Source organism: Arthrobacter sp. 754 (genome assembly GCF_040548695.1).
GTDB lineage: Bacteria > Actinomycetota > Actinomycetes > Actinomycetales > Micrococcaceae > Arthrobacter.
Window position 1 is genome coordinate 63185 of the sequence record NZ_JBEPSC010000005.1, and the last position, 22035, is coordinate 85219.

Consider the following 22035-nt stretch of genomic DNA (forward strand, 5'->3'; position numbering starts at 1 on the left):
GGCACCGCAGCTGCCCGGTTTGGTCTGGACCGGCCAAGACGGAAAACTAGAGCCATGCGCGTATATCCGACATTCTTCAGGCTGGCCTTTTCATGGATGGACGCCGAACGCGCCCACAAGATCGGATTCAAGGGGATCAAGCTCGTCCATGCTTCCGGCGCGGGCCGCGTCCTGGCGAGGTTCACCGCACCGGCGCCGTCCCTGCAGACCACGGCATTTGGGGTCACCTTCCCGTCACCGTTCGGTCTCGCTGCAGGATTCGACAAGGAGGGCCTTGGCATCGAGGCCCTCACCGAGCTGGGTTTCGGCCATGTGGAAGTGGGGACCATCACCGGCCAGGCACAGCCGGGCAACGGGAAGCCTCGCCTGTTCCGGCTGATTCAGGACCGCGCCGTGATCAACAGGATGGGGTTCAACAACGACGGCGCGGCCGCCGTCGAGCCGCGCCTCAAGGCGGCCCGCGCTGCCCTGCAGCGCAGACACCCCAACGTCCGCCCGGTGATCGGGGTGAACATCGGCAAGAGCAAAGTGGTGGAACTCGACGACGCCGTTGCTGATTACCTCATCAGTGCCCGGAGCCTCGCCCCGGCAGCCGACTACCTGGTGGTCAACGTGAGTTCACCCAACACTCCCGGACTTCGACTCCTGCAGGATGTCCAGTCACTCCGCCCGCTGCTGACGGCGGTGGGGGAGGAAGCCGACCGGGCCGCAGGGCGGCACGTGCCGTTGCTGGTGAAGATTGCCCCGGACCTCAGCGATGAAGACATCGACGACGTCGCCCGGCTGGCACTGGACCTTAAGCTGGACGGAATCATCGCCACCAATACGACCATTGGCCGAAGCGGGCTGACGTCGCCGGCCAGCAAAGTTGCCGAGTGCGGCGCCGGCGGGCTTTCCGGTGCGCCGCTGAAACAGCGGTCGCTGGAAGTCCTCCGGCGGCTCAAGGCAGCCACCGGGGATGCGCTTACCCTCGTCGCCGTTGGCGGCGTGGAGACCGCCCACGATGTGCAGGAGCGGCTGGACGCTGGAGCAACCCTGGTCCAGGGCTATACCGCCTTCCTTTACGAAGGGCCCTTCTGGGCCGCGCGGATCAACCGGGAGCTGGGCAGGGCGCGGGCCGGCAAAAAGGGCAGCTGAGCGCGGAAAGCCGGCAGTGGAACAGACTGCCGGCAACTGGCTGCAGCCAACTGACTGCCGACAACTGCCTGAAGGCAACTGCCTGAAGGCAACTGCCTGAGGGCAACGACGAAAAAACCCCGGCGGAAGACCGCCGGGGTTTGTTGATTGAAGATCGCCAGTGAGCCGCGGGCTGAGCCCGGGCACGTACATCAGGACGGGTACTGGCCGCGCTTCACGAGCGGCTTGGGCAGCCGCAGCTTGCGGAACTGCAGGGAGCGCATGGAGCCGTACCAGACGGTGCCGCGCTCCACTTCGCCGAACTTGGCGGCCAGCTTCTTGCGGAGCTGCCGGGACAGGATGAACACGTCCACGAAAACAGCCAAGAACATCACCCAGAAGCCGCCGAGGACATAAATCATCTGCTCGCTGGAGGCCGGGACGATCAGCGAAATGATAACGAACACCAGGGCCCCGAACATAAGGTATTCACCCAGGCTGAAGCGCGCATCCACATAATCGCGGGCGAAACGCTTCTGCGGGCCCTTGTCACGCAGGGGCAGGAACTTCTCGTCACCAGTGTCCAGTGCCTGGCGCATTTTGGTCCGCTGGTCCTGGATGGCCTGGCGCTCAGCAGCCTTCGATGCCTTGCGGTCCTCCGGCACCAGGGGCCGCTTCCGCGCTGCTTCCTGGGCCCTGCGCGTTGGGGTGGGTGCACCCTTGCCGAACGCGGCATCCTGCCGGGCGGCCGCTTCAGCAGCCTGCTGGTCTATTGATTGCTGCGCCGTTGGCGCTTCCTTTTTACGTCCGAACACCTCAACAGAATACCTTGCGGCCTGCGGAGATTCGGCGCGGGTATTGTGATCGCCATGACTTCCTCTCCAGCGGACACCCCGCGCCCTGCCGGCAGCTCCGACCCCCGCCCTGCTGTCACCATTGATACGGCCGCGCTCCGGCTGTCCGTCACCAGGTCCTTCGACACCACCATGGCCCGGCTCAAGGAGCTCGTGGCCATCCCCGGGATAGCCTGGCCCAGTTTCGATCCCGCTCCCTTGGAAGCCAGCGCCCAGGCAGCGGCGGAGCTGCTCCGCGCGGCAGGACTTGAGGAAGTCCAGGTTCTGCGCAGTCAGAAGGCGGACGGAACCGACGGCGGGCCCGCCGTCGTCGCACGCCGCCAGGCCGCCGCCGGGAAGCCGACCATCCTCCTGTACGCCCACCACGACGTCCAGCCGCCGGGCGATCCGGCACTGTGGGAATCAGAGCCGTTCACCGCCGTCGAGCGTGACGGCCGGCTCTATGGCCGTGGGGCTGCAGATGACAAAGCCGGCATCATGACCCATGTGGCCGCCTACAGTGCCGCCGTCGAAGTGCTGGGCCGCGAATTCGGCATTGGGGTGACGTTCTTCATCGAAGGCGAGGAGGAAGCGGGCTCGCCAACATTCCGACCTTTCCTGGAGACTCACCGCGAACTGCTGAAGGCGGACGTCATCGTTGTGGCCGATTCAAGCAACTGGAAGGTGGGCATTCCCGCTTTGACCACCAGCCTGCGGGGCCTCGTGGACGGAACCATCGAGGTCCAGGTGCTTGAGCACGCAGTCCATTCGGGGATGTTTGGCGGCCCCGTGCTCGACGCTCCCACCCTGCTGTCCCGGCTCATCGCCACCCTCCACGATGCCGAAGGCAACGTGGCGGTCGAAGGTCTGGTTTCCACCGACAACGTGGCCGTAGACCTCACTGAAGCGGAGTACCGGGCCGACTCCTCGGTCCTGGACGGCGTGCGGCTGGCCGGAACAGGCAGCATTGCGTCGCGTCTGTGGACCAAGCCCGCACTGTCGATCATCGGCTTTGATGCGCCGGCAGTTGACGTTGCCTCAAATACGCTCCTGCCTCGGGCACGCGCCAAGTTCAGCCTCCGCCTGGCACCGGGCCAGGTGCCCGCCGACGCGATGGACGCTGTGCGGCGCCACGTTGAAGCCAACGCGCCCTTCGGCGCAAAAGTGGTATTCACCCCGGGTGAGAGCGGCAATTCGTTCCTTACCGACACTGCGTCCAAAGCTGCGGAACTTGCCATGTGGGCCCTCGGCGAGTCCTGGGGAGTACCTGCGGTGGAGATGGGCATTGGCGGGTCGATTCCTTTCATCTCGGACCTGACAGAGCTCTATCCTGACGTCCAGATCCTGGTTACCGGCGTCGAGGACCCGGATTCGCGCGCCCATAGCGCCAACGAGTCCCTCCATATCGGTGATTTCAGGAATGCGGTGGTGGCCGAGGCCCTGCTCCTGGCCCGGTTGAACGCCGAAGGCCTGGCCTGAGACCACGCTGGCGGCGATGTCTGCTGCCGCAGGGAACAATCAGCGTCCACTCATGGTTACGCCAGCAGTTAGAGCTACACGCCTGACCGAAGTAGCATGTAGCTATAGCCCGTACCGTATCCGTAGGGGCAGGTGCCTCCCAGGTGGCACCGCCAGGACCCGTCCTAAGAAGGTAGGCCAATGAGCACCGCAACCAATGAGAACAGCACCGAAACCACCAGCGCCGTCAGTGATGAACTGGCTGCCCACGAGGTCAAGCTGACCGACGTTGCCGCAGGCAAGGTACGCAGTCTTCTCGAACAGGAAGGCCGTACCGACCTTCGCCTCCGGGTTGCTGTCCAGCCCGGCGGATGTTCGGGACTGATCTACCAGCTCTACTTTGACGAGAGGCTGCTCGACGGCGATGCCGTCCGTGACTACGACGGCGTCGAGGTCGTTGTTGACAAGATGAGCGTGCCCTACCTCAGCGGCGCCAGCATCGACTTCGAGGACACCATCTCGAAGCAGGGTTTCACCATCGACAATCCCAACGCCGGCGGCTCCTGCGCCTGCGGTGATTCGTTCCACTGACCGGTCTTTTCGCCCGATGCCGGCGCCGCTCCTCCGTCCCTGATTAACGGCACGGAGCCACGGCGCCGACATGTGGGCGAAACGCCCGGCGGAGCGGTAAGCTCTACACCGAGTAGTAAAACTTTTAGTGTGCCCGGGACTGCTTTTTGCCTGCCGGGCTCCAGCAACAAGTAGGAAGGGCCGTCTGTGAGTTCGCAGAACCGAACCGGCAGCCGACGCACAACGATCACTACGATCTCAGCCTTGGCAATCGCCGGCGCGTTGGTTTTGACTGGATGTTCGCCAGAGGTAGAGAGAGGGTGGCTGCCCACTGAACGTGGCACCACCAGTAACACCGACCGGATCATGGACCTCTGGGTCAACTCATGGATTGCTGCCTTGGTTGTGGGCACCATTACCTGGGGCCTGATCATCTGGTGCATCGTTGCCTACCGGCGCCGCAAGGGGACCGTAGGCTTCCCGCGCCAGACCAGCTTCAACCTGCCGCTGGAAGTCTTCTACCTGACCATCCCGATTTTCATGGTCCTGGTCTTCTTCTACTTCACCGACCGCGACCAGCAGGCCATCGATGACCGTTCCAAGCCTGCCGACGTCGTCGTTGACGTCCGCGGCAAGCAGTGGGCCTGGGACTTCAACTACAAGGCCGGCGACGTCATCGAAGAAGACGTCTACGAAGCCGGTGAACAGGCTCACCTGACCGGAAACACGATCGACAAGGAAAAGCTCCCCACGCTTTACCTGCCGGTCAACAAGTCCGTTGACCTCGAGCTCAATGCACGCGACGTGATCCACTCCTTCTGGGTACCCGCCTTCCTGCAGAAGCGCGACATGATCCCCGGCAAGACCAACTACATCAGGTTTACCCCCACCAAAGAGGGGACGTACGACGGCAAGTGTGCCGAACTCTGTGGCGAGTACCACTCCGAAATGCTGTTCCGCGTCAAGGTGGTGTCGGAGTCTGAATTCCAGGCACACATGGACGAGCTCCGGTCAGCCGGCAATGTTGGCCTCCTCGGCGAAGAGTACGACCGCAACCCTAACCTGAACGAAATTAAGTAAGGGGAGCGACGTGGCTACTACGTACACTCAATCTGCACCCACCACCGGCGTCCTCACGGCCCCTGTGGTTCCCAAGTCCAAGGGACGCATCGTCGTCAACTGGATCACCTCCACTGACCACAAGACCATCGGGTACATGTACCTGATCGCCTCCTTTGTGTTCTTCTGCTTCGGTGGCGTGATGGCGTTGCTGATCCGCGCCGAACTGTTCGAGCCCGGCATGCAGATCCTGCAGACCAAGGAGCAGTACAACCAGCTGTTCACCATGCACGGCACGGTGATGCTGCTGATGTTTGCGACACCCCTGTTTGCCGGCTTCACCAACGTGATCATGCCGCTGCAGATCGGTGCCCCTGACGTGGCGTTCCCCCGTCTGAACGCGCTGGCTTTCTGGTTCTTCCTCTTCGGCTCAACCATTGCGGTTTCCGGGTTCATCACCCCGCAGGGTGCCGCCTCGTTCGGCTGGTTCGCCTATGCACCGCTGTCGAACACCACCTTCAGCCCCGGCGTCGGCGGTGACCTGTGGGTCTTCGGCCTGGCCCTGTCCGGCTTCGGAACCATCCTCGGTGCGGTCAACTTCATCACCACCATCGTGTGCATGCGTGCACCGGGCATGACCATGTGGCGGATGCCGATTTTCACCTGGAACGCCCTGATCACGTCCATCCTGGTCCTCATGGCTTTCCCGCCGCTGGCTGCCGCACTGTTCGCCCTCGGCGCGGACCGCCGTTTCGGTGCACACATCTTTGATCCGGAAAACGGAGGTGCAGTCCTCTGGCAGCACCTGTTCTGGTTCTTCGGCCACCCCGAGGTGTACATCATCGCCCTGCCGTTCTTCGGCATCGTTTCGGAGATCTTCCCGGTCTTCAGCCGGAAGCCCATCTTCGGCTACAAGGGCCTGATTTACGCGACGATCTCCATCGCCGCCCTGTCCGTGACGGTGTGGGCCCACCACATGTACGTGACCGGCTCGGTCCTGCTGCCGTTCTTCGCCTTCATGACCATGCTGATCGCAGTACCGACCGGCGTGAAATTCTTCAACTGGATCGGCACCATGTGGCGGGGGTCCCTGACCTTCGAGACCCCCATGCTGTGGAGCATCGGCTTCCTCATCACCTTCCTCTTCGGTGGCCTGACCGGCATCATCCTGGCCTCACCGCCGCTGGACTTCCACGTCTCTGACTCCTACTTCGTGGTGGCGCACTTCCACTACGTGGTGTTCGGCACCGTGGTGTTCGCAATGTTCGCGGGCTTCTACTTCTGGTGGCCCAAGTTCACCGGCAAGATGTTGAACGAACGCCTGGGCAAGATCCACTTCTGGCTCCTGTTCCTGGGCTTCCACGGCACGTTCCTCATCCAGCACTGGCTCGGTGTCGAGGGCATGCCCCGCCGCTACGCCGACTACCTGGTGGAGGACAACTTCACCTGGATGAACCAGTTCTCCACGGTGGCGTCCTTCGTGCTGGGTGCTTCGCTGATCCCGTTCTTCTGGAACGTTTACATCACCTGGCGCAGTGCCGAACGTGTTGAGGTGGACGATCCCTGGGGCTTCGGCGCTTCGCTGGAATGGGCTACATCCTGCCCGCCGCCCCGCCACAACTTCACCTCCCTGCCGCGCATCCGTTCGGAACGCCCGGCATTGGACCTGCACCACCCCGAGCTCTCCCAGGTACATACAGTGGAGTCACCGGCTCCGGCCGCCTCGGTTCTCGGTAACGCCGACCAGAAGGACACAGCCAAGTGAAGATCGAATCATGGATTTTTGGAGGCGGCGTTTTCTTCTTCATTCCGGTCGCCTTGGTTTATGGTTTCCTGACCAACTGGAACGAGCCTGTGGGCCTGTTGGGTGTCTTGCTGCTGGCCGGCCTTGCCGGCATGATCGGCGCCTACCTCGGCTTCACCGGCAAGCGCGTCGGTCCCCGTCCGGAGGACCGCAGTGACGCCGAGGTCCATGAGGGTGCCGGCGAGCAGGGTCATTTCAGCCCCTGGAGCTGGTGGCCGCTGGTCCTGGGTCTTGCCTGTGCAGGTGGATTCCTCGGCCTGGCAGTCGGCTTCTGGATTGTGTTCATTGCCGGCGGACTCGCTGTCGTGGCCCTTGTTGGCTGGGTCTTCGAATACAGCCGTGGAGACCACGCACACTAGGTCCCGCTAAAGCCGTTCTGAAGTTTCAAGCAACGACGTCGGGCCCCGCCTTTTGGTGGGGCCCGACGTCGTTTGTTTGCATTCTTCGCAATGGGCGGCCCAACCGGTCCGGCTGAAGCGGCGGAATCCTGAGGCGGGGTCTGCGTCCTTGCAATAGACAGAACCGGGCTTACCATGGCGGCCGCGTGCTGCCGGGGAGCCCCAGCGACGCTCTCTCACTTCCTGCGGGTTTTCCGTCGACGCTCTTTCACTTCCTGCGGATTTTCCCGCGACGCTCTTTCACTTCCTGCGGGTTTTCGCGCGACGCTCTTTCACTTCAGGTATGACGATCCGAACTGCGTGTTCGCTCCGGACGGCAGAAGGTCGGCTCCCGGTACCCGGCCCAGACAGCCAACGCGCTGCCGAAGCTGAAAGAGGGTTTGGGGATTCGCTGCAGGAAGTGAGAGAGGGTTTGGTAAATCGCGGCAGGAAGTGAAAGAGGGTTTGGGGGGGACGACGGCGGGGTCCGGTTTCCGCTCCCAGGGCGTCAGCGTGCCCCCTGGGACTCCAGAAGTTCGGCCAGGGACTGGAGGGCCGCCTCGGCTGTCCGGAGGCCGGTGGGGCCAGCAACGGCGCTGTCAGGTATGGAAAGCTCAACCTCGCAGCCAAACGAAAAATCCGCCGTCATAACTTCCAGCAGCGACCGTGCGTCGACCCCTTCGATGCCCGCTTTCCTGATCCGGACGGGAAGTCCTGTTTCATTCACGGCCCTGACAAACACCGCGGCGGGGCGGGCGTGCAAGCCGATCGACGCTGATACAACGGCCTTATGCACCGGCAAGTGGACTCCCTTTTTCCCTAACGGCCCCCACCGTCTTCAGCTGAATTTTCCTGTCCAATTATCCGGCCCGGTGCTGGCTCATCCAAATGATGGCCGTCCCGGCTCTCCTTCGGCTCCAAGCTGGTCTAGACCTGCTTGAACTTGCTTTAACATTGGAGGGTGAACACAGAAGCAGAAGCGTCCCTCCATGGCTGCTGATGCCAGCGGAGTTGCCGGTGAGATCGACCGCAGCAACGGAATTGCCATCTATGTCCAACTGAGGGAGATCCTCAGGGCCTACATCAGCGACTCGTGCCCGCCGGGCTCTGCGCTGCCGTCCGAACGCGATCTGGCGACCCGGTTCGGCCTCGCCCGGATGACGGTCCGCCAGGCCATCGATGCCCTCGTCGGCGAGGAGGTCATCGAGCGTGTAGTGGGTCTCGGCACCTTCGTCCGGAAGCCAAAACTGGACCTCCAGGTGAAGCTCACCTCCTACAGCGAGGAGATGCAGCGCCGCGGAATGGTCCCGGCGGCGAAAGTCCTCAGCTTCGAGCAGATCAGCGCCAGCGCGTTTCTGGCCCGCGAGCTCCAGGTCGAGGAGGGCACACCCCTGGTCCGCTTCCGGCGGCTTTTGCTGGCGGACGGCGAGCCAATGAGCGTGGATGAGAATTTCATTCCGGCCCACCGGGTGCCAGGGCTGCTGGACGGCGACCCGCCAACGTCCCTGTACAACGTGCTCAATGAACAGTTCGGCCTTGTCATGGAGTGGGGAGAGGACATGATTGAGGCCACTGCGGCGTCACCGTCCACAGCCCGCCTGCTCAACGTTGACGTCGGCACACCGCTGCTGAAAATCCAGCGCCATGCATTTGTTGCCAAGGCGATGGTTGACTACTCCGTCTCGTACTACCGCGCCGACAGGTACAAACTATGGGTGCCCCTCCAGCGGCCTGGGGCCAGGCCTGCGCGCAGCAATTCCTCGGGTTACCGCAACCACTAGTCGCCATTCCGGCGAAGCGGGCTCCAATACGAAAGGCCCGGTCCAATGGACCGGGCCTTTCGTATCGGATCAGAAACCGCTGTGCATCAGTGGCTGAGGCTCTTGCTTTCCGCTGCCGCCTCCACTGCGGGGGCGTGGTGGCCGTGTGCGGCCTCCAGTTCGGCGGGAGTGGCCGGTGCAACGCGGTCCTCGAAGAACCACCTCGACAGGAACGCGCGCCGCTTTTCCTTGCGGGTGACAACGCCGTGGTCGTTGGGGACTGCAGGCAACGGCCGCGGTGACTCAAAGCCCACCAGCTTGTAACGCTTGTACTCGTCCAGCGGGGCGTGTACTTCGATGAATTCGCCGTGCGGCAGACGCACGATGCGGCCGGTTTCGCGGCCGTGCAGTGCGATCTCGCGGTCCTTGCGCTGGAGCGCCAAAGCCACACGCTTGGTGACGACGAACGCGATGATCGGGCCGATGAAGAACAGCGTCCGCAACCAGTAGGTGACGTCGTTCAGCGATACGTGGAAGTGGGTGGCGATGAGGTCCGAACCTGCAGCCGCCCACATCACGCAGTACCAGACGAAGCCTGCAACACCAATGGCGGTGCGGGTGGGGGCGTTGCGCGGGCGGTCCAGGACGTGGTGTTCGCGGTTGTCCTTGGTGATCCAGCTCTCGATCCACGGGTACATGAACATCACCGTAAACAGGATTCCTGCCGGCACCAGGGCCGGAAGCAGTACGTTCAGGGTCAGCACGTAACCGAAGATCACGTACTCGAAGTGGAAGTCACCGATCACACCGGGCATGAGCCGGAGGGCGCCGTCGACGAAACCGATGTACCAGTCAGGCTGGGTACCGGCGGACACCGGTGAGGGGTCGTAGGGCCCGTAGTTCCAGATCGGGTTGATCGTGAAGAACGCTGCCATAAGTGCCACGACACCGAAGACGATGAAGAAGAAGCCGCCGGCCTTGGCTGCGTAGACAGGTCCCAGCGGGTACCCAACGACGTTGCCGTCATTGCGGCCCGGGCCGGGATACTGCGTGTGCTTGTGGACAACAACCATGAAGAGGTGAAGCACGATCATCAGGAGGATGAGGGCGGGCACCAGCAGGATGTGGAGCATGTACAGGCGGCCGATGACCATGGTCCCGGGGAACTCTCCACCGAACAGGAAGAAGGAGATGTAGGTGCCGATCACCGGAATGGACTTGATGACGCCGTCGATGATCCGCAGGCCGTTGCCGGACAGCAGGTCATCAGGGAGGGAGTAACCGGTGAAGCCGGCGGCCATGGCCAGGATGAGCAGGACGCCGCCTACCACCCAGTTCATTTCGCGCGGCTTGCGGAACGCGCCGGTGAAGAACACCCGGAGCATGTGTACAGCGATGGAGGCCACGAACAGGAGTGCAGCCCAGTGGTGTACCTGGCGCATGAAGAGGCCGCCGCGAACGTCAAAGGAGATATCCAGCGACGAGCTGTAGGCCACCGACATTTCGACGTTCTTCAGCGGAACGTAGGACCCGTCGTAGTGCGTTTCCGCCATGGAGGGGTCAAAGAAGAAGGTCAGGAAGGTTCCCGACAGCAAAAGAATGACGAAGGAGTACAGCGCGACTTCACCGAACATAAACGACCAGTGGTCGGGAAATACTTTTCGTCCGAATTCGCGCAGGATCCCCGACCCGCCGACCCGTGAGTCGACAAAATCAGTGATACGTCCGGCTTTGGTCTTGGCGACGAAGGCGGGGGCTTCAGCTCTTGATGCTGCGCTCATGCTCATCACGCTCCCAGTAACTTGGTCCTACGGGTTCATTGAAGTCGCTGGTGGCGACCAGGTAGCCTTCGTCGTCAACTGCGATGGGCAGCTGGGGGAGGGGCCGGCTGGCCGGGCCAAAGATCACCTTGCACTCGTTGGTGAGGTCAAAGGTGGACTGGTGGCACGGGCACAGCAGATGGTGCGTTTGCTGCTCGTAAAGGGCAACGGGGCAACCGACGTGGGTGCAGATCTTGGAGTAGGCAACGATGCCGTTGTAGCTCCAGTCCTCGCGGCCTGCTGAGGGATTCAGGGAGGCAGGATCAAGACGCATCAGGAGAACAACGGCTTTCGCCTTCTCGTTGAGTTTGCCTTCATGCAGTTCGTTCAGGCCTTCCGGAATGACGTGGAAGGCAGAGCCGAGGGTCACGTCCGAGGCCTTGATAGGCGTGCCGTCGGGGTCACGGGTGAGGCGCTTGAGCTTGCCTTCCTGCGGCGCCCACATGGTGTGGGCCAGTTTCTTGTCCGGACGGGGGCCAAGGTCACCGAATATCGCAAGGGCGGGGAGCGGTGCGAGTGCCACGGCGCCAAGCAGGGTGTTACGGATGAGGGGGCGGCGTTTGATGCCGGTCTCTTCCACGATGTCGTCCACGATCCGGACCGCGGCCTGGCGGTCCTCTTCGTGGCGGATCGCGTGGCGTTCTTCGGAGACCTCATGGTCCGGCATCAGGGCCTTTGCCCAGTGCACGATGCCGGTCCCGATGCCCAGCATGGCGAACGCCGTGCCAAGCCCCAGCAGGGCATTCTGCAGCCGGATGGTGGCGATGCTCGCGTCGCCCAGATCGATGGCGAAGTACGCCACCAGGAACAACAGGGTGCCCACCACGGAGGCGCCGAAGAGCAGGGCAACCTGCCGTTCTGCACGCTTTGCGGCCCTCGGGTCCGTGTCGGCCAGGCGCAAACGGTGCGGGGGAATTCCAGGATCCTGGAACTTCTCCACCTCATTCTGACCAGCCGTAGCTACGGTGCCCGAGTGGTTCGGACTGCCGTCACTATGGTTGCCCATAATTCGCCTCATCCTTCTCTCGTCCCGGCGTCTGCCGAGTTAGTTTTCAATGTCAAACTGCTGACTGGGCAGCAGAAGTTGTTTATGTTGGTGCAGCGTCCTAGGACGTGCGTGAGGTCAGCCAGATGGTGAAGGCGATGATGACGCCCAGGCCTGCAACCCAGACGAAGAGACCTTCGGCGACGGGGCCGAGCGCACCGAGGTCGGCGCCGCCGGGGGAACCGTTGGCTTCGATCTGCTTCAGGAAGGTGATGATGTCGCGCTTGCCCTCAGGGGAAACGTTCGCGTCACTGAAGACGGGCATGTTCTGCGGACCGGTGACCATTGCCTCGTAGATGTGCTTTCCTGACACGTCAGCGAGGGCCGGAGCGAACTTGCCGCGGGTCAGGGCACCGCCGGCTGCAGCTGCGTTGTGGCACATGGCACAGTTCACGCGGAAGAGCTCGCCACCGGCGGCCGCGTCACCCTTTTCGTCCAGCAGGCCCTCTTCAGGAATTGCCGGGCCTGCTCCCAGGGAAGCTACGTAGGCTGAAAGCTGGTGGGTCTGTTCATCGTTGAACTGGGCCGGCTTCTTGTAGGCCTGGGGGCCGTTCATCTGCATCGGCATGCGGCCGGTCCCGACCTGGAAGTCAACCGCAGCTGCACCGACGCCCACGAGGGAGGGGCCGTCCTGGGTACCGCTGGCACCCATGCCGTGGCAGGTGGCGCAGTTGGCGGCAAAGAGCTTTCCGCCTTCTTCAGTGTCAGTGGCACTGAAGCTGCTGGTGGAGGCCTTGGCCTGGTTGACGGTGGTGGCTACGGCATAAAGCCCACCAGTGACGAGGAGTCCCATCAGGAGCAGCGCTATTACTGCAAGTGGGTGACGCCGCTTTTGCGAGAGAGCCTTCACGTGGTGGTTCCTTTATTCGATCCTGCGCCGGCTCCGTGAGCCGCTTCTTGAAATTCTGCCTCTTGTAGAAAAGGAATCAAAGCTGGCTACTTCAGTACGTAGATGACCAGGAAGAGGCCGATCCAGACAACATCCACAAAGTGCCAGTAGTAAGACGTGACAATTGCCGAGGTTGCTTCGAAGTGGCCGAACTTCTTCGCCGCGAATGAGCGGCCGATGATGAAGAGGAAGGCGATGAGGCCGCCGATCACGTGGAGGCCGTGGAAGCCGGTGGTGATGTAGAAGGCGGAGCCATAGGCGTTGGAGGAGAGCGAGACGTGCTCTGAAACCAGCATGGCGTATTCCGTGGTCTGGCCGGCGACGAAGAACGCCCCCATGATGAACGTCAGAGTGAACCACTCGTTCATGCCCCAGCGGACAAACTGGAACGGGCCGCCGGTCTTGCGCGGCTGCAGCCGTTCGGCGGCGAATACACCCATCTGGCACGTAAACGAACTGGCCACGAGGACGATGGTGTTGACGAGCGCAAAGGGGAAGTTGAGCTTCGCTGTCTCTTCCGCCCACATCTGCCCGCTCGTGGAGCGCAGCGTGAAGTACATGGCGAAGAGACCGGCGAAGAACATCAACTCGCTGGAGAGCCAGACTACGGTTCCGACAGAAACCATATTGGGGCGGTTCAGCGTGGGGTGCGCCGGGGTACTGGGGGCATGGGTCGCAGATGTCACATAGACATTATGTCTATAAAACTCCGCAGTTCCCAACGCGAACCGCCTTTTCCGGGGACTTTTTCTACAAAGACGCGAAATCACCGGGAAAAGTTCCCGCTGCCGTTCGCATTGGTCACGGCCGGGGGTCGCTGGATAGCATCAGGAGGTGACTTCTCAGGCAACCGCACCGGCGTCCGGCAACACGTGGCCGCGGCTCATCTCCGCTCTCATCAACGGCACCGACCTGACTGCGGACAATACGGCATGGGCCATGGACACCATCATGTCCGGCGAGGCAACGCCTTCCCAGATAGCCGGATTCCTCGTCGCACTCAGTGCCAAGGGCGAGACCGTGGATGAAATCTCGGGGCTGGTCGATGCAATGCTGGGACACGCGAAGCCCATCACCATCCCTGGTGAAAAGCTGGACATCGTTGGCACCGGCGGCGACCAGCTGAACACTGTGAATATCTCCACCATGGCCGCCCTGGTGGCCGCCGGTGCAGGCGCCAGGGTAGTGAAGCACGGTAACCGCGCAGCGTCCTCGTCCTCCGGTTCGGCTGACGTGCTCGAAGCCCTCGGTGTCCGGCTTGACCTGGCGGTTGAGCAGGTGGCTCGAAACGCGGCGGAGGCTGGCATTACTTTCTGCTTTGCACAGGTGTTTCACCCGTCCTTCCGCCACACGGCGGTGCCCCGGCGCGAACTCGCGATTCCCACTGCCTTCAATTTCCTCGGACCGCTCACCAACCCGGCGCTGGTTCAGGCTTCCGCCGTCGGTGTAGCAAACGCCCGGATGGCTCCGCTTGTCGCCGGGGTTCTGGCGAAGCGGGGAAGCCGGGGCCTGGTATTCCGCGGCAATGACGGGTTGGACGAGCTCACCACAACGGGGCCTTCCACAGTGTGGGAAATCCGCGACGGAAAGGTGTCCCAGCTGACTTTTTCACCGGCCGACCTGGGAATCCGTCCCGTAACGGTGGAGGAACTCCGTGGCGGCGACGCCAAGGCGAACGCCGCCGTCGTCCGCGATGTGCTGGCGGGCAGCGAAGGGGCGGCCAGGGATGCAGTCCTGGTCAACGCTGCGGCCGGCCTCGTCGCGTACGATCTGACGGCGGAGGGCCCGTTCCTTGACCGCATGCGCTCAGCACTGGCACGGGCGGCGCACTCGATTGACTCAGGCGCCGCCGCTGCCGTCCTCGATAAATGGGTATCGCTCACGCAGCCCTGAAAACTTCCACAAAAACGCGGCGGGCCCGGCACTGAGCCGGGCCCGCCGCCGTTGTAAGGCCGGGCGGCTGCCTACTGTTCGAAGCCGAGGGCGAAAGCCGCGTCGAGATCGTGCTGCGAGTAGGCGCGAAAGGCAATGTGGGTGGTGGTGTGGACGACGGCGGGCACCTTGGAGAGTTTGTCGGCGATGACGTCGGCCAGGTCTTCGTGCCGCGCAACACGGGCGACGGCGATGAGGTCCCATTCTCCCGTGACCGAATAGACCTCGCTGATGCCGGGGATGGCAGAAATCTCTTCAGCAGTTTCCGGGATGCGCGCGGCGTCGGTCTTGATCAGAACGAATGCGGTGATCACTAGTCAATCCTTCCGGATCTGTTGGCCGTAGCTGTGCCCGGCAAGTCTGTTGGTGTTGCCAGCCTATTACACGCGGGCATTGATCAACGCTGGCTTCGCGTCCGGCCAAACCTCCGCGCCCCGGCCACGAGAAGCCGGTAGCCAACGAGGAAAAATCCCAGGCTGAGGAGTGCGACAACCACAAACGGGATCACGACGGTTTGCCCTGTGATGGCCCGGAGGACCATGCCGCCGGCGACTGCGCCGATCCATACCGCCAGCCCCGACGGGCGAACGGTGAGCGGACGCAGCCAAACCCTGGCTGCGAGCCAGCCAAGTGCTGCCCCGGCGAGAAAAGGCCACGCCGTCAGGAGCACGCCTGTAAAGATGTCGCCCCGCTGGTGCGCGTCCCTGCCCATCGCGGCAAAAACCAGGATCAGGAGGGCATCGGCAAGTGCCGCGCCGGCCACGGCGCGCCTGGCGGTCCGCTGGGCGGAGGCGGGCGGCTTAGTCTGGGAAGTCATCGGTTACCAGCCTAACGTGGCCGCTCCTCCCGCCGGGCACCGGACCAGGACCATTGTATGGCCAGCAGGCCCGGGACCAGGTCCACGAACAGGCCCGGGCCCAAGCTCTGGCCCCTCCGGGTGATGCCGGAAGGGAGCAGGTCACCAATGGCGGCTGGCACCGCCCGCCGGGTGGTTTCATACTGTGTCAATGAATAGTGCACTGTGGATCGGCGTGCTCCTGGGAGCCGCCCTGGGAATCGCGCTTGGCCTGACTGTTTTCGACAGTCCATTCATTGGCGTGGCATTGGGAGCGGGGCTGGGGGCCCTGATCGGGGCCGGCTTGGGTCCGAGGCGCTGAACCGGACCTCCGGGCAGGGATGGCAGGGACCAAAGCCTCTGCCCGGGGCAAAAAGACCAGTGTTTGAGTTGGCTTTGAAAGGAAGGCCACGACAGTCGTGCTCAACAACCTCCGGCTTCACAGTGTCCTTTGGGCGGTCACCGGCCTGCTCGCGCTCGTGGCAGCGGTGACGGGTGTGGCAGTTCCGGGGATCTATGCGGGTGTGGTCTCGAGCGAGCTGGTTCCGGGGGCATTTTCCCAGGACCTCATTTCGATTGTGGCGTCAGTCGGGCTGATTTCCGTGGCCCTGGCGGGCGGAAGGGAGCAGGCCAAGGGGCAGATCATTGCGCTGGGCCTGCTTGGGTACCTCTTTTACGCCTTCGGTATCTATGTCATTGAACGCACCTACAACGGCTTCTACCTCGTGTACCTGGCTATCTTCAGCCTCTCCTTTTGGGCGCTCATAGCCGCGGGGGCCAGCCTCCAACGGGATTTCCGGGCGCCGGAGCTTCCCCGGTCCCTCCGCCTGATCTCGGCCTCCGGAGCATTGCTGCAGCCGATGATCTTCTATCCGCTCTGGATCGGCATGCTGTTGCCCCTGATGAGCAGCGGAAACCAGATCGACTCGCTGTACTCCATTTTCATCCTTGACCTTTGTTTCATCATGCCGGGCTTCCTGCTGCTGGCCATCCTCGCCTACCGGTCCCGTCCGCTTGGAATGCTCCTCTTGCCGGCACTGTACGTCCTCGGGTTTGCGCTGATCTTTTCGCTGGCGTTGGGCGAGCTTGTGAAGCCACTGTTCGGCCTGGACACAAATATCCAGTCCTTCTGGACCTCCCTGGTTCTCTCCGTGTTTTTCGGGGTCCTCGGCGCATTACACCTGCTCAGGCTGGAACTCACAGCGGGGCCTGGCCAACCTGCGCAGCGCGCAGCGCACCAAAGGCATACCGGCTCCACCTCCAGGCGCTGATGGTGGACACCCATGGACCACTCGCCCACAGTCTCAGCAGCCCTCTCACCCTTTGACGCTGTTATTTTCGATCTTGACGGAGTCGTGACAGACACTGCCGCGGTCCATGAGGCAGCGTGGAGGGAACTCTTTGACGAGGTGATGAAAGACCCGCGCATCCCGGCCGGGACTGCAACGCAGCCCTTCAGCAGCGCCGATTACCTCACCTATGTGGATGGCCGGCCCCGGAATGACGGCGTTGAGGTATTCCTCAAATCGCGGGGGGTCACCCTGGCCGCAGGCACGGCCACCGATGCCGCCGGGGAGTGGACAGTCCAAGGCCTGGCCAAGCGTAAGGACCAGCTCTTCAGGGCGCGGCTGGGACGTGATGGGGTCAGGCCATTTCCGGGAACCGTTGCCCTGCTCGAAAGGCTCCGCTCAGCACGGGTTCCGGTGGTCCTGGCGACTTCAAGCCGAAATGCAGCCGCTGTCCTGGCGGCCGCGGGCCTCTCCGACGCATTTGACCTGGTGGTGGGCGGCGTCGTCGCCGGCGAGTTGGGGCTGCCGGGTAAACCTGACCCGGCGCTGTTTCTTGAAGTGGTACACCGGCTGGGGATCCCTGCGGCACGCGCCGTCGTGATCGAGGACGCAGTGGCGGGCGTGGAGGCTGCACGCCGCGGCGGCTTTGGCCTGGTGGTGGGGATAGACAGAGACGAACGGCGGGCCGAACTGGAGGCAGCCGGTGCCGATGTTGTACTGACAGACGTCAGCCAACTCGATCTGGGCCGCGTCCTCACGGACCCGTGGCGCCTGATCTATGAGGGCTACGATCCGGCGCACGAAGGTCACCGGGAGGCCCTGACCACCCTCGGCAACGGGTATGTGGCTGTCCGCGGCGCTGCTCCGGAGGCCCGGATGAGCGAGGTCCATTATCCGGGGACTTACCTGGCCGGGGTCTACAACCGGCTGGTAAGCCGCGTGCAGGGCCAGGACACCGAGGACGAGCACATGGTGAACCAGCCCAACTGGCTGGTGCTGGATATCCGGCTGGACGAATCAGGGTGGTGGTCAGGAGGTGGTCTGAAGATTCTCCGTGAGCGGCGGGTGCTCGACATGCGCAGGGCCATCCTCGAACGCCAAATCCTTCTGGAAGCACCGGACGGGCGACGGCTGGCAGTGGTCCAGCGCCGGTTTGTGTCGATGGCCCAGCCGCACCTGATGGCTCTGGAAACCACCCTCACTGCCCAGGGGTGGAGCGGGCCGGTGACGGTACGCAGCGGGGTGGACACCGGCGTGACCAACGAAAATGTCCCGGAGGACGCGCTCCTGTCCCACCACCACCTTGTCCGGTTGGGAGAACCGGACCCTGCTGGGCCGGTACCGGTGGTCGAGGTGGAAACGAGCCAAAGCCATGTCAGGGTTGCCACCGCTTTGCGCACCGACATCTCCACAATCGCGACCGTGGGAGCGCCCCCCGGCGGGGATCCGGCCGGACTGGAGCCCCCCGGCGGGGAGTCAGCCGGCGGGAAGCCGGCCGGAGTGGGGTCAGCCGCCGGCCAGGCAGACAACGGGGTGCCGGGGGAGGAAGCCGGGCTGTCCTACCGCTCCTGGGTGGTCCGGTTGGCCGACGGGGTGCCGGCGGTGGTGACCAAAACGGCAGCCATGGTGTGTTCCCGGGACCGGGCAATCGCGTCCCCGTCGCTGGCTGCGTTGACCGTCCTCAGGGCCGCAGGCAAGGGCTTCGAGGAGATGCTCACGGACCATGAGGACGCCTGGAGCAGGCTCCTGCGCCTGTTCGCCATAGAACTGGACGGAAGCCCGCAGGTCCAGCTGATCCTGAACCTTCATGTCTTCCACCTGCTCCAGACCTTGAGCCCGCATACGGCCGAACTGGATGCCGGCGTGCCCGCGCGCGGTCTCCACGGGGAGGGCTACCGCGGCCACATCTTCTGGGACGAACTCTTCGTCCTGCCGCTCCTGACATCCCGGATGCCGATGGTGGCGCGTTCCCTCATCAATTACCGGTGGCGGCGGCTCCCGGCAGCACGGGAAGCCGCGGCGGCGTCCGGCTTCCGGGGGGCGCTCTTTCCCTGGCAAAGCGGCAGTGACGGGCGGGAAGAGACACCCCGGTGGCTTTACAACAGGCGCTCGGGCCGGTGGGTACTGGACCACTCCCATCTTCAGCGCCACGCAGGCCTGGCGGTGGCCTACAACGCCTGGCAGTATTTCCTGGCCACGCAGGACAAGGAGTGGCTCCTCCGCCACGGGGCCGAGCTGATCGTGGAGGTTGCCCGGCTGGTTGTCTCCATGGCCGACTACGACCAGGACTCGGAACGGTTTCATCTGCGGGGCCTCATGGGGCCCGATGAATACCACACCGGCTATCCCGGAAAGAAGGAAGCCGGGCTGGATGACAACGCTTACACGAACGTCATGGCCGCCTGGGTATGTGCCCAGGCCTGCGAGATCATGACGCTTCTCCATGGCCACGATCTGGAAGACCTGCAGGCACGCTTTTCCATCGAACCCGCCGAAATAGGGGGTTGGATGCGCGTGAGCAGAAGGATGTCGGTGCCCTTCCACGATGGCATCATCAGCCAGTTCGCCGGGTACGAGGACCTGTTGGAACTGGACTGGGAGCACTACCGCAACACTTACGGCAACATTGAACGCCTGGACCTGATCCTCGAAGCTGAGGGTGACAGTACCAACCGTTACAGACTGGCGAAACAGGCTGACGTGCTGATGCTGCTGTATGTCCTGGGGGAGAAGGAGTTGACCGACTCCCTGGCCCGGCTGGGCTATGAAGTGTCAGCAGCCCAGCTCGCCGGAACGGTCGATTATTACCTTGCCCGGACGGCGCATGGATCCACCCTGAGCCGGGTCGCCCACGCTTCGGTCCTGGCAGCACGGGATCCTGACCGGGCCTGGACGACCTTCCGGGAAGCACTCAGTGCCGATCTTGACGACACGCAGGGCGGCACCACCCACACGGGCATTCACCTTGGCGCGATGGCGGGAACAATCGACGTCGTCCAGCGCAGCTTTGCCGGCCTCAGGATTACCCGGGATGCACTGCTGTTTGCGCCGAGAATGCCCAAAGGCATCCGGACGGTGTCTTTCCGCGTCCGTTACCGGGACCATCTGCTGACGGTCAACCTCGAGCACGGAAGACTGACCGTGTCCACAGCTCCCGGTGATGCCGCCGCCATCTGTGTGCAGGTTGGTCCCGAGCAGGCACTCCTGGGCGCGGGTGAGACCTGTCATTTCACGCTTGATTCTCTATAGCTCCTTGTGCTGGAACACGGCTACGGCCAGTGCAACCAAGGCCGCGGAGATCACCACGGACGTTGTCACAGGCCAGAGCAGCGAGGGTTCCCCTGTGCCCGCGGCAATGGAAGCGGCGTTACCCGCCAGACCCGCCGGGGAGTAGCTGCTCAGTGGTTTCCAGATGGCACCGATGCTGAGGACCGCGTATATCCCCACCCCCGCACCGGCTGCTCCGGCGGTGGAAGATATGGCTACCGACAACAACGTCATGAGTGTGACGAAGAGGACGCTGAGCACAAGAAGGAGGCCTCCAGCTGTCCACAGCGGCCCGCCCGGGGCTTCGCCGAAGAAAGCGGCTGTCCCTGCCCAGGTAATGAGGGTTCCTGCCGCCAGTACTCCGGCGACGTAGCACGAGTGGATAACAGCCTTGACAGTGACGAACGCGGTCCGGGAGAGCGGCTTGGTGAGCGCAAAAACCGCCGTCCCGCTCTTAACCTCCGAGGAGATGAGGCTCCCGTAGATGATGATGAGCACGAACATGATGATTTGGGAAACGTTCTTGGTCCACTGCGCGTAGGAATCGCGGTAGGTGGGCGCGGGAAGTTTGATCTGTCCGAGCTGGTCACCAGCAATGCTGCTGATGAGCTCGGGCGTGAAACGTGCCAGTGGCGGACCGGTGGCTGCAAAGAAGAGGACGACGGCGGGAAGCACCCAGATGCGCCAGGTGCGGCCGATCTCTCGGACTTCCTTGTGTGCAAACACCATTGAACTGTTCACGGCCGGTCACCCTTGATCAGCTCGACGAACACTTCTTCCAGCCCGAGCTCGCCTGCCTCCAGCCGCGCGAGGCCTGTACCTTGAGCGCTCACCAGGACCGGGATTTGGTGCCGCGCTGCGGCAAGGTCGCTGACCGTGACGCTGATCTCGCCCTGCGGGCCGGGAGCGACGGACCTGGCCCAGCTGCAGCGCGAGATCGCCGCCGCCAGCTTGTCGGCGCCCTCGGTAACCTCCAGCACTATCCGCTGCCTGCCGTAACGGTCCTTGAGTTCGTCCATGGGAGCCTGTGCGACAACGCGCCCCTGGTCCAGAATGGCCACCGAATCGCACACGCGCTCGACGTCGGCAAGGATGTGGGTCGAGAAGAAGACCGTAGTCCGGCCCCGCAGCGATTCAATGAAGTCCAGAATGTCCTTGCGGCCCATAGGATCAAGGGCACTGGTGGGTTCGTCGAGCAGAAGCAGGCTGGGTGCATTGATCAGGGCCTGTGCGAGTCCAAGCCTTTGCCGCATCCCGCGGGAATAGTCGCCAACCCTGGCGCTGACCCGCTCAAGCCCGGCAAGACCGAGGAGCAGCGCGGCCCTTTCATTCAGTTGAGCCCCGCTGAGTCCGCACAGCTGCCCCGCAAAACGGAGGGTCTCGTGGGCGTCCATCCAGCTGTAAAAGGCGGGAACGTCTGGAAGAAACCCGATGTCGGACCGCATCAGCGGGTCCCCTCCCGCAACCCTGTGACCAAGCACCTCGACGGATCCGGTGCTTGCCCGTGCCAGTCCTGCCAAAATGCGGATCATCGTTGTCTTGCCGGCACCATTGGGCCCGAGGAACCCGAAGATGGCCCCACGCTCCACCCTCAGGTCAACGGTGTCGAGCGCAAGTTTCCGGCCGTAGGCTTTGGTCAGCCCGGTGGTCCTGATGGCAGGTGTCACCGTTGCCCCGTGCCGTTCCTGCGGCCGTAAAGCTTGTCTGCAATGCCGGAAGTGCTGTCCCGTTCCGGCGGGGCGGATACTGACGGCGCGGAATGCACACGGCCCTGCGCCAGGTAGAGGATGGCGCCGATAAGGCTCATGAGCACGATAACTGCCAGCCAAAGCCATTTGTTGCCGAAAAGGACTTCCTCAGGCTTCCGGCGGTAGAGATCCACCAAGGCAACAATGTCCAGGGTGACGGCGAGCGCAGCGACGAGTGCAAGCACCACGATGATTCCCGTGGGCAGGGGAGTTTGGTACGTCATGGCGTCCGC

The 22035-nt window shown here is 63.3% G+C and carries 22 protein-coding genes; 11 read left to right on the forward strand and 11 right to left on the reverse strand.

Annotated features, from left to right (window positions below; genetic code table 11):
* Positions 1–54: 54 nt before the first annotated feature.
* Complete coding sequence (locus tag ABIA70_RS15025) at positions 55–1137, forward strand: quinone-dependent dihydroorotate dehydrogenase (RefSeq protein ID WP_354148377.1); 1083 nt, start codon at positions 55–57, stop codon at positions 1135–1137.
* A gap of 191 nt (positions 1138–1328) precedes the next feature.
* Here the strand turns inward: ABIA70_RS15025 and ABIA70_RS15030 are convergent, their stop codons facing one another.
* Positions 1329–1931: a DUF3043 domain-containing protein gene (locus ABIA70_RS15030; protein ID WP_354148378.1), complete on the reverse strand. Its 603-nt coding sequence runs from the start codon at positions 1929–1931 to the stop codon at positions 1329–1331.
* Positions 1932–1985: 54 nt separating this feature from the next.
* Here ABIA70_RS15030 and ABIA70_RS15035 point away from each other — a divergent pair, with 54 nt between their 5' ends.
* From ABIA70_RS15035 to ABIA70_RS15055, 5 genes are all read left to right on the forward strand, one after another.
* Complete coding sequence (locus tag ABIA70_RS15035; protein WP_354148379.1) at positions 1986–3428, forward strand: dipeptidase; 1443 nt, start codon at positions 1986–1988, stop codon at positions 3426–3428.
* 180 nt (positions 3429–3608) lie between these two features.
* Positions 3609–3998 (forward strand): HesB/IscA family protein, encoded by a 390-nt coding sequence (locus ABIA70_RS15040; RefSeq protein WP_354148380.1) that lies wholly within the window; start codon positions 3609–3611, stop codon positions 3996–3998.
* Positions 3999–4184: 186 nt separating this feature from the next.
* Positions 4185–5057, forward strand: a complete 873-nt coding sequence (gene ctaC / locus ABIA70_RS15045) for an aa3-type cytochrome oxidase subunit II (protein WP_354148381.1) — start codon at positions 4185–4187, stop codon at positions 5055–5057.
* A 10-nt stretch (positions 5058–5067) separates the two neighbouring features.
* Positions 5068–6801: an aa3-type cytochrome oxidase subunit I gene (gene ctaD, locus ABIA70_RS15050; protein WP_502917213.1), complete on the forward strand. Its 1734-nt coding sequence runs from the start codon at positions 5068–5070 to the stop codon at positions 6799–6801.
* A complete protein-coding gene (locus tag ABIA70_RS15055) occupies positions 6798–7199 on the forward strand; it encodes a cytochrome c oxidase subunit 4 (protein ID WP_354148382.1) in 402 nt (133 codons plus the stop codon). Before ctaD ends, ABIA70_RS15055 begins: the two co-directional genes overlap by 4 nt.
* A gap of 526 nt (positions 7200–7725) precedes the next feature.
* Here the strand turns inward: ABIA70_RS15055 and ABIA70_RS15060 are convergent.
* Positions 7726–8013 (reverse strand): HPr family phosphocarrier protein, encoded by a 288-nt coding sequence (locus tag ABIA70_RS15060; protein WP_354148694.1) that lies wholly within the window; start codon positions 8011–8013, stop codon positions 7726–7728.
* A 193-nt stretch (positions 8014–8206) separates the two neighbouring features.
* Here ABIA70_RS15060 and ABIA70_RS15065 point away from each other — a divergent pair, with 193 nt between their 5' ends.
* On the forward strand, positions 8207–8998 hold the full coding sequence (locus ABIA70_RS15065; RefSeq protein WP_354148383.1) for a GntR family transcriptional regulator: 792 nt from the start codon (positions 8207–8209) through the stop codon (positions 8996–8998).
* 86 nt (positions 8999–9084) lie between these two features.
* Here the strand turns inward: ABIA70_RS15065 and qcrB are convergent, their stop codons facing one another.
* The 4 genes from qcrB to ctaE all read right to left on the reverse strand — a co-directional run bounded on the left by qcrB (position 9085) and on the right by ctaE (position 13417).
* Positions 9085–10758 carry a cytochrome bc1 complex cytochrome b subunit gene (qcrB, locus tag ABIA70_RS15070; RefSeq protein WP_354148384.1) on the reverse strand — a complete coding sequence of 558 codons (1674 nt, stop codon included), beginning with the start codon at positions 10756–10758 and terminating at the stop codon, positions 9085–9087.
* The gene (qcrA, locus tag ABIA70_RS15075; RefSeq protein ID WP_354148385.1) at positions 10736–11803 is read right to left on the reverse strand and encodes a cytochrome bc1 complex Rieske iron-sulfur subunit; all 1068 of its coding nucleotides are present in this window, start codon (positions 11801–11803) and stop codon (positions 10736–10738) included. The genes qcrB and qcrA overlap by 23 nt, the downstream gene beginning before the upstream one ends.
* Positions 11804–11903: 100 nt before the next feature.
* Positions 11904–12692, reverse strand: a complete 789-nt coding sequence (qcrC, locus tag ABIA70_RS15080) for a cytochrome bc1 complex diheme cytochrome c subunit (RefSeq protein ID WP_354148386.1) — start codon at positions 12690–12692, stop codon at positions 11904–11906.
* A gap of 86 nt (positions 12693–12778) precedes the next feature.
* Positions 12779–13417 carry an aa3-type cytochrome oxidase subunit III gene (ctaE, locus tag ABIA70_RS15085; RefSeq protein WP_181365225.1) on the reverse strand — a complete coding sequence of 213 codons (639 nt, stop codon included), beginning with the start codon at positions 13415–13417 and terminating at the stop codon, positions 12779–12781.
* A gap of 148 nt (positions 13418–13565) precedes the next feature.
* On the opposite strand from ctaE, the gene trpD reads away from it, so the two are divergent.
* Positions 13566–14624 (forward strand): anthranilate phosphoribosyltransferase, encoded by a 1059-nt coding sequence (gene trpD, locus ABIA70_RS15090; RefSeq protein ID WP_354148388.1) that lies wholly within the window; start codon positions 13566–13568, stop codon positions 14622–14624.
* A gap of 71 nt (positions 14625–14695) precedes the next feature.
* Here the strand turns inward: trpD and ABIA70_RS15095 are convergent, their stop codons facing one another.
* Both ABIA70_RS15095 and ABIA70_RS15100 read right to left on the reverse strand, forming a co-directional pair.
* The gene (locus ABIA70_RS15095; protein WP_056340053.1) at positions 14696–14977 is read right to left on the reverse strand and encodes an Lrp/AsnC family transcriptional regulator; all 282 of its coding nucleotides are present in this window, start codon (positions 14975–14977) and stop codon (positions 14696–14698) included.
* 83 nt (positions 14978–15060) lie between these two features.
* Positions 15061–15480, reverse strand: coding sequence for a DUF3054 domain-containing protein (locus tag ABIA70_RS15100; protein ID WP_354148389.1), 420 nt, complete (start codon positions 15478–15480; stop codon positions 15061–15063).
* 190 nt (positions 15481–15670) lie between these two features.
* On the opposite strand from ABIA70_RS15100, the gene ABIA70_RS15105 reads away from it, so the two are divergent.
* The 3 genes from ABIA70_RS15105 to ABIA70_RS15115 all read left to right on the forward strand — a co-directional run bounded on the left by ABIA70_RS15105 (position 15671) and on the right by ABIA70_RS15115 (position 20036).
* Positions 15671–15820, forward strand: a complete 150-nt coding sequence (locus tag ABIA70_RS15105) for a hypothetical protein (protein ID WP_354148390.1) — start codon at positions 15671–15673, stop codon at positions 15818–15820.
* 97 nt (positions 15821–15917) lie between these two features.
* Positions 15918–16769, forward strand: a complete 852-nt coding sequence (locus tag ABIA70_RS15110; protein ID WP_354148391.1) for a hypothetical protein — start codon at positions 15918–15920, stop codon at positions 16767–16769.
* Between the two features lie 12 nt (positions 16770–16781).
* Positions 16782–20036 (forward strand): HAD-IA family hydrolase, encoded by a 3255-nt coding sequence (locus ABIA70_RS15115; RefSeq protein ID WP_354148392.1) that lies wholly within the window; start codon positions 16782–16784, stop codon positions 20034–20036.
* Here the strand turns inward: ABIA70_RS15115 and ABIA70_RS15120 are convergent.
* Genes ABIA70_RS15120 through ABIA70_RS15130 form a run of 3 tightly spaced genes read right to left on the reverse strand, consistent with a single transcriptional unit; the run spans position 20031 to position 22026 of the window.
* Positions 20031–20795 carry an ABC transporter permease gene (locus tag ABIA70_RS15120; RefSeq protein ID WP_354148393.1) on the reverse strand — a complete coding sequence of 255 codons (765 nt, stop codon included), beginning with the start codon at positions 20793–20795 and terminating at the stop codon, positions 20031–20033. The genes ABIA70_RS15115 and ABIA70_RS15120 overlap by 6 nt on opposite strands.
* Positions 20792–21721, reverse strand: coding sequence for an ABC transporter ATP-binding protein (locus ABIA70_RS15125; RefSeq protein WP_354148394.1), 930 nt, complete (start codon positions 21719–21721; stop codon positions 20792–20794). Before ABIA70_RS15125 ends, ABIA70_RS15120 begins: the two co-directional genes overlap by 4 nt.
* Positions 21718–22026 carry a PLD nuclease N-terminal domain-containing protein gene (locus tag ABIA70_RS15130; RefSeq protein WP_354148395.1) on the reverse strand — a complete coding sequence of 103 codons (309 nt, stop codon included), beginning with the start codon at positions 22024–22026 and terminating at the stop codon, positions 21718–21720. Before ABIA70_RS15130 ends, ABIA70_RS15125 begins: the two co-directional genes overlap by 4 nt.
* Between the last annotated feature and the right edge of the window lie 9 nt (positions 22027–22035).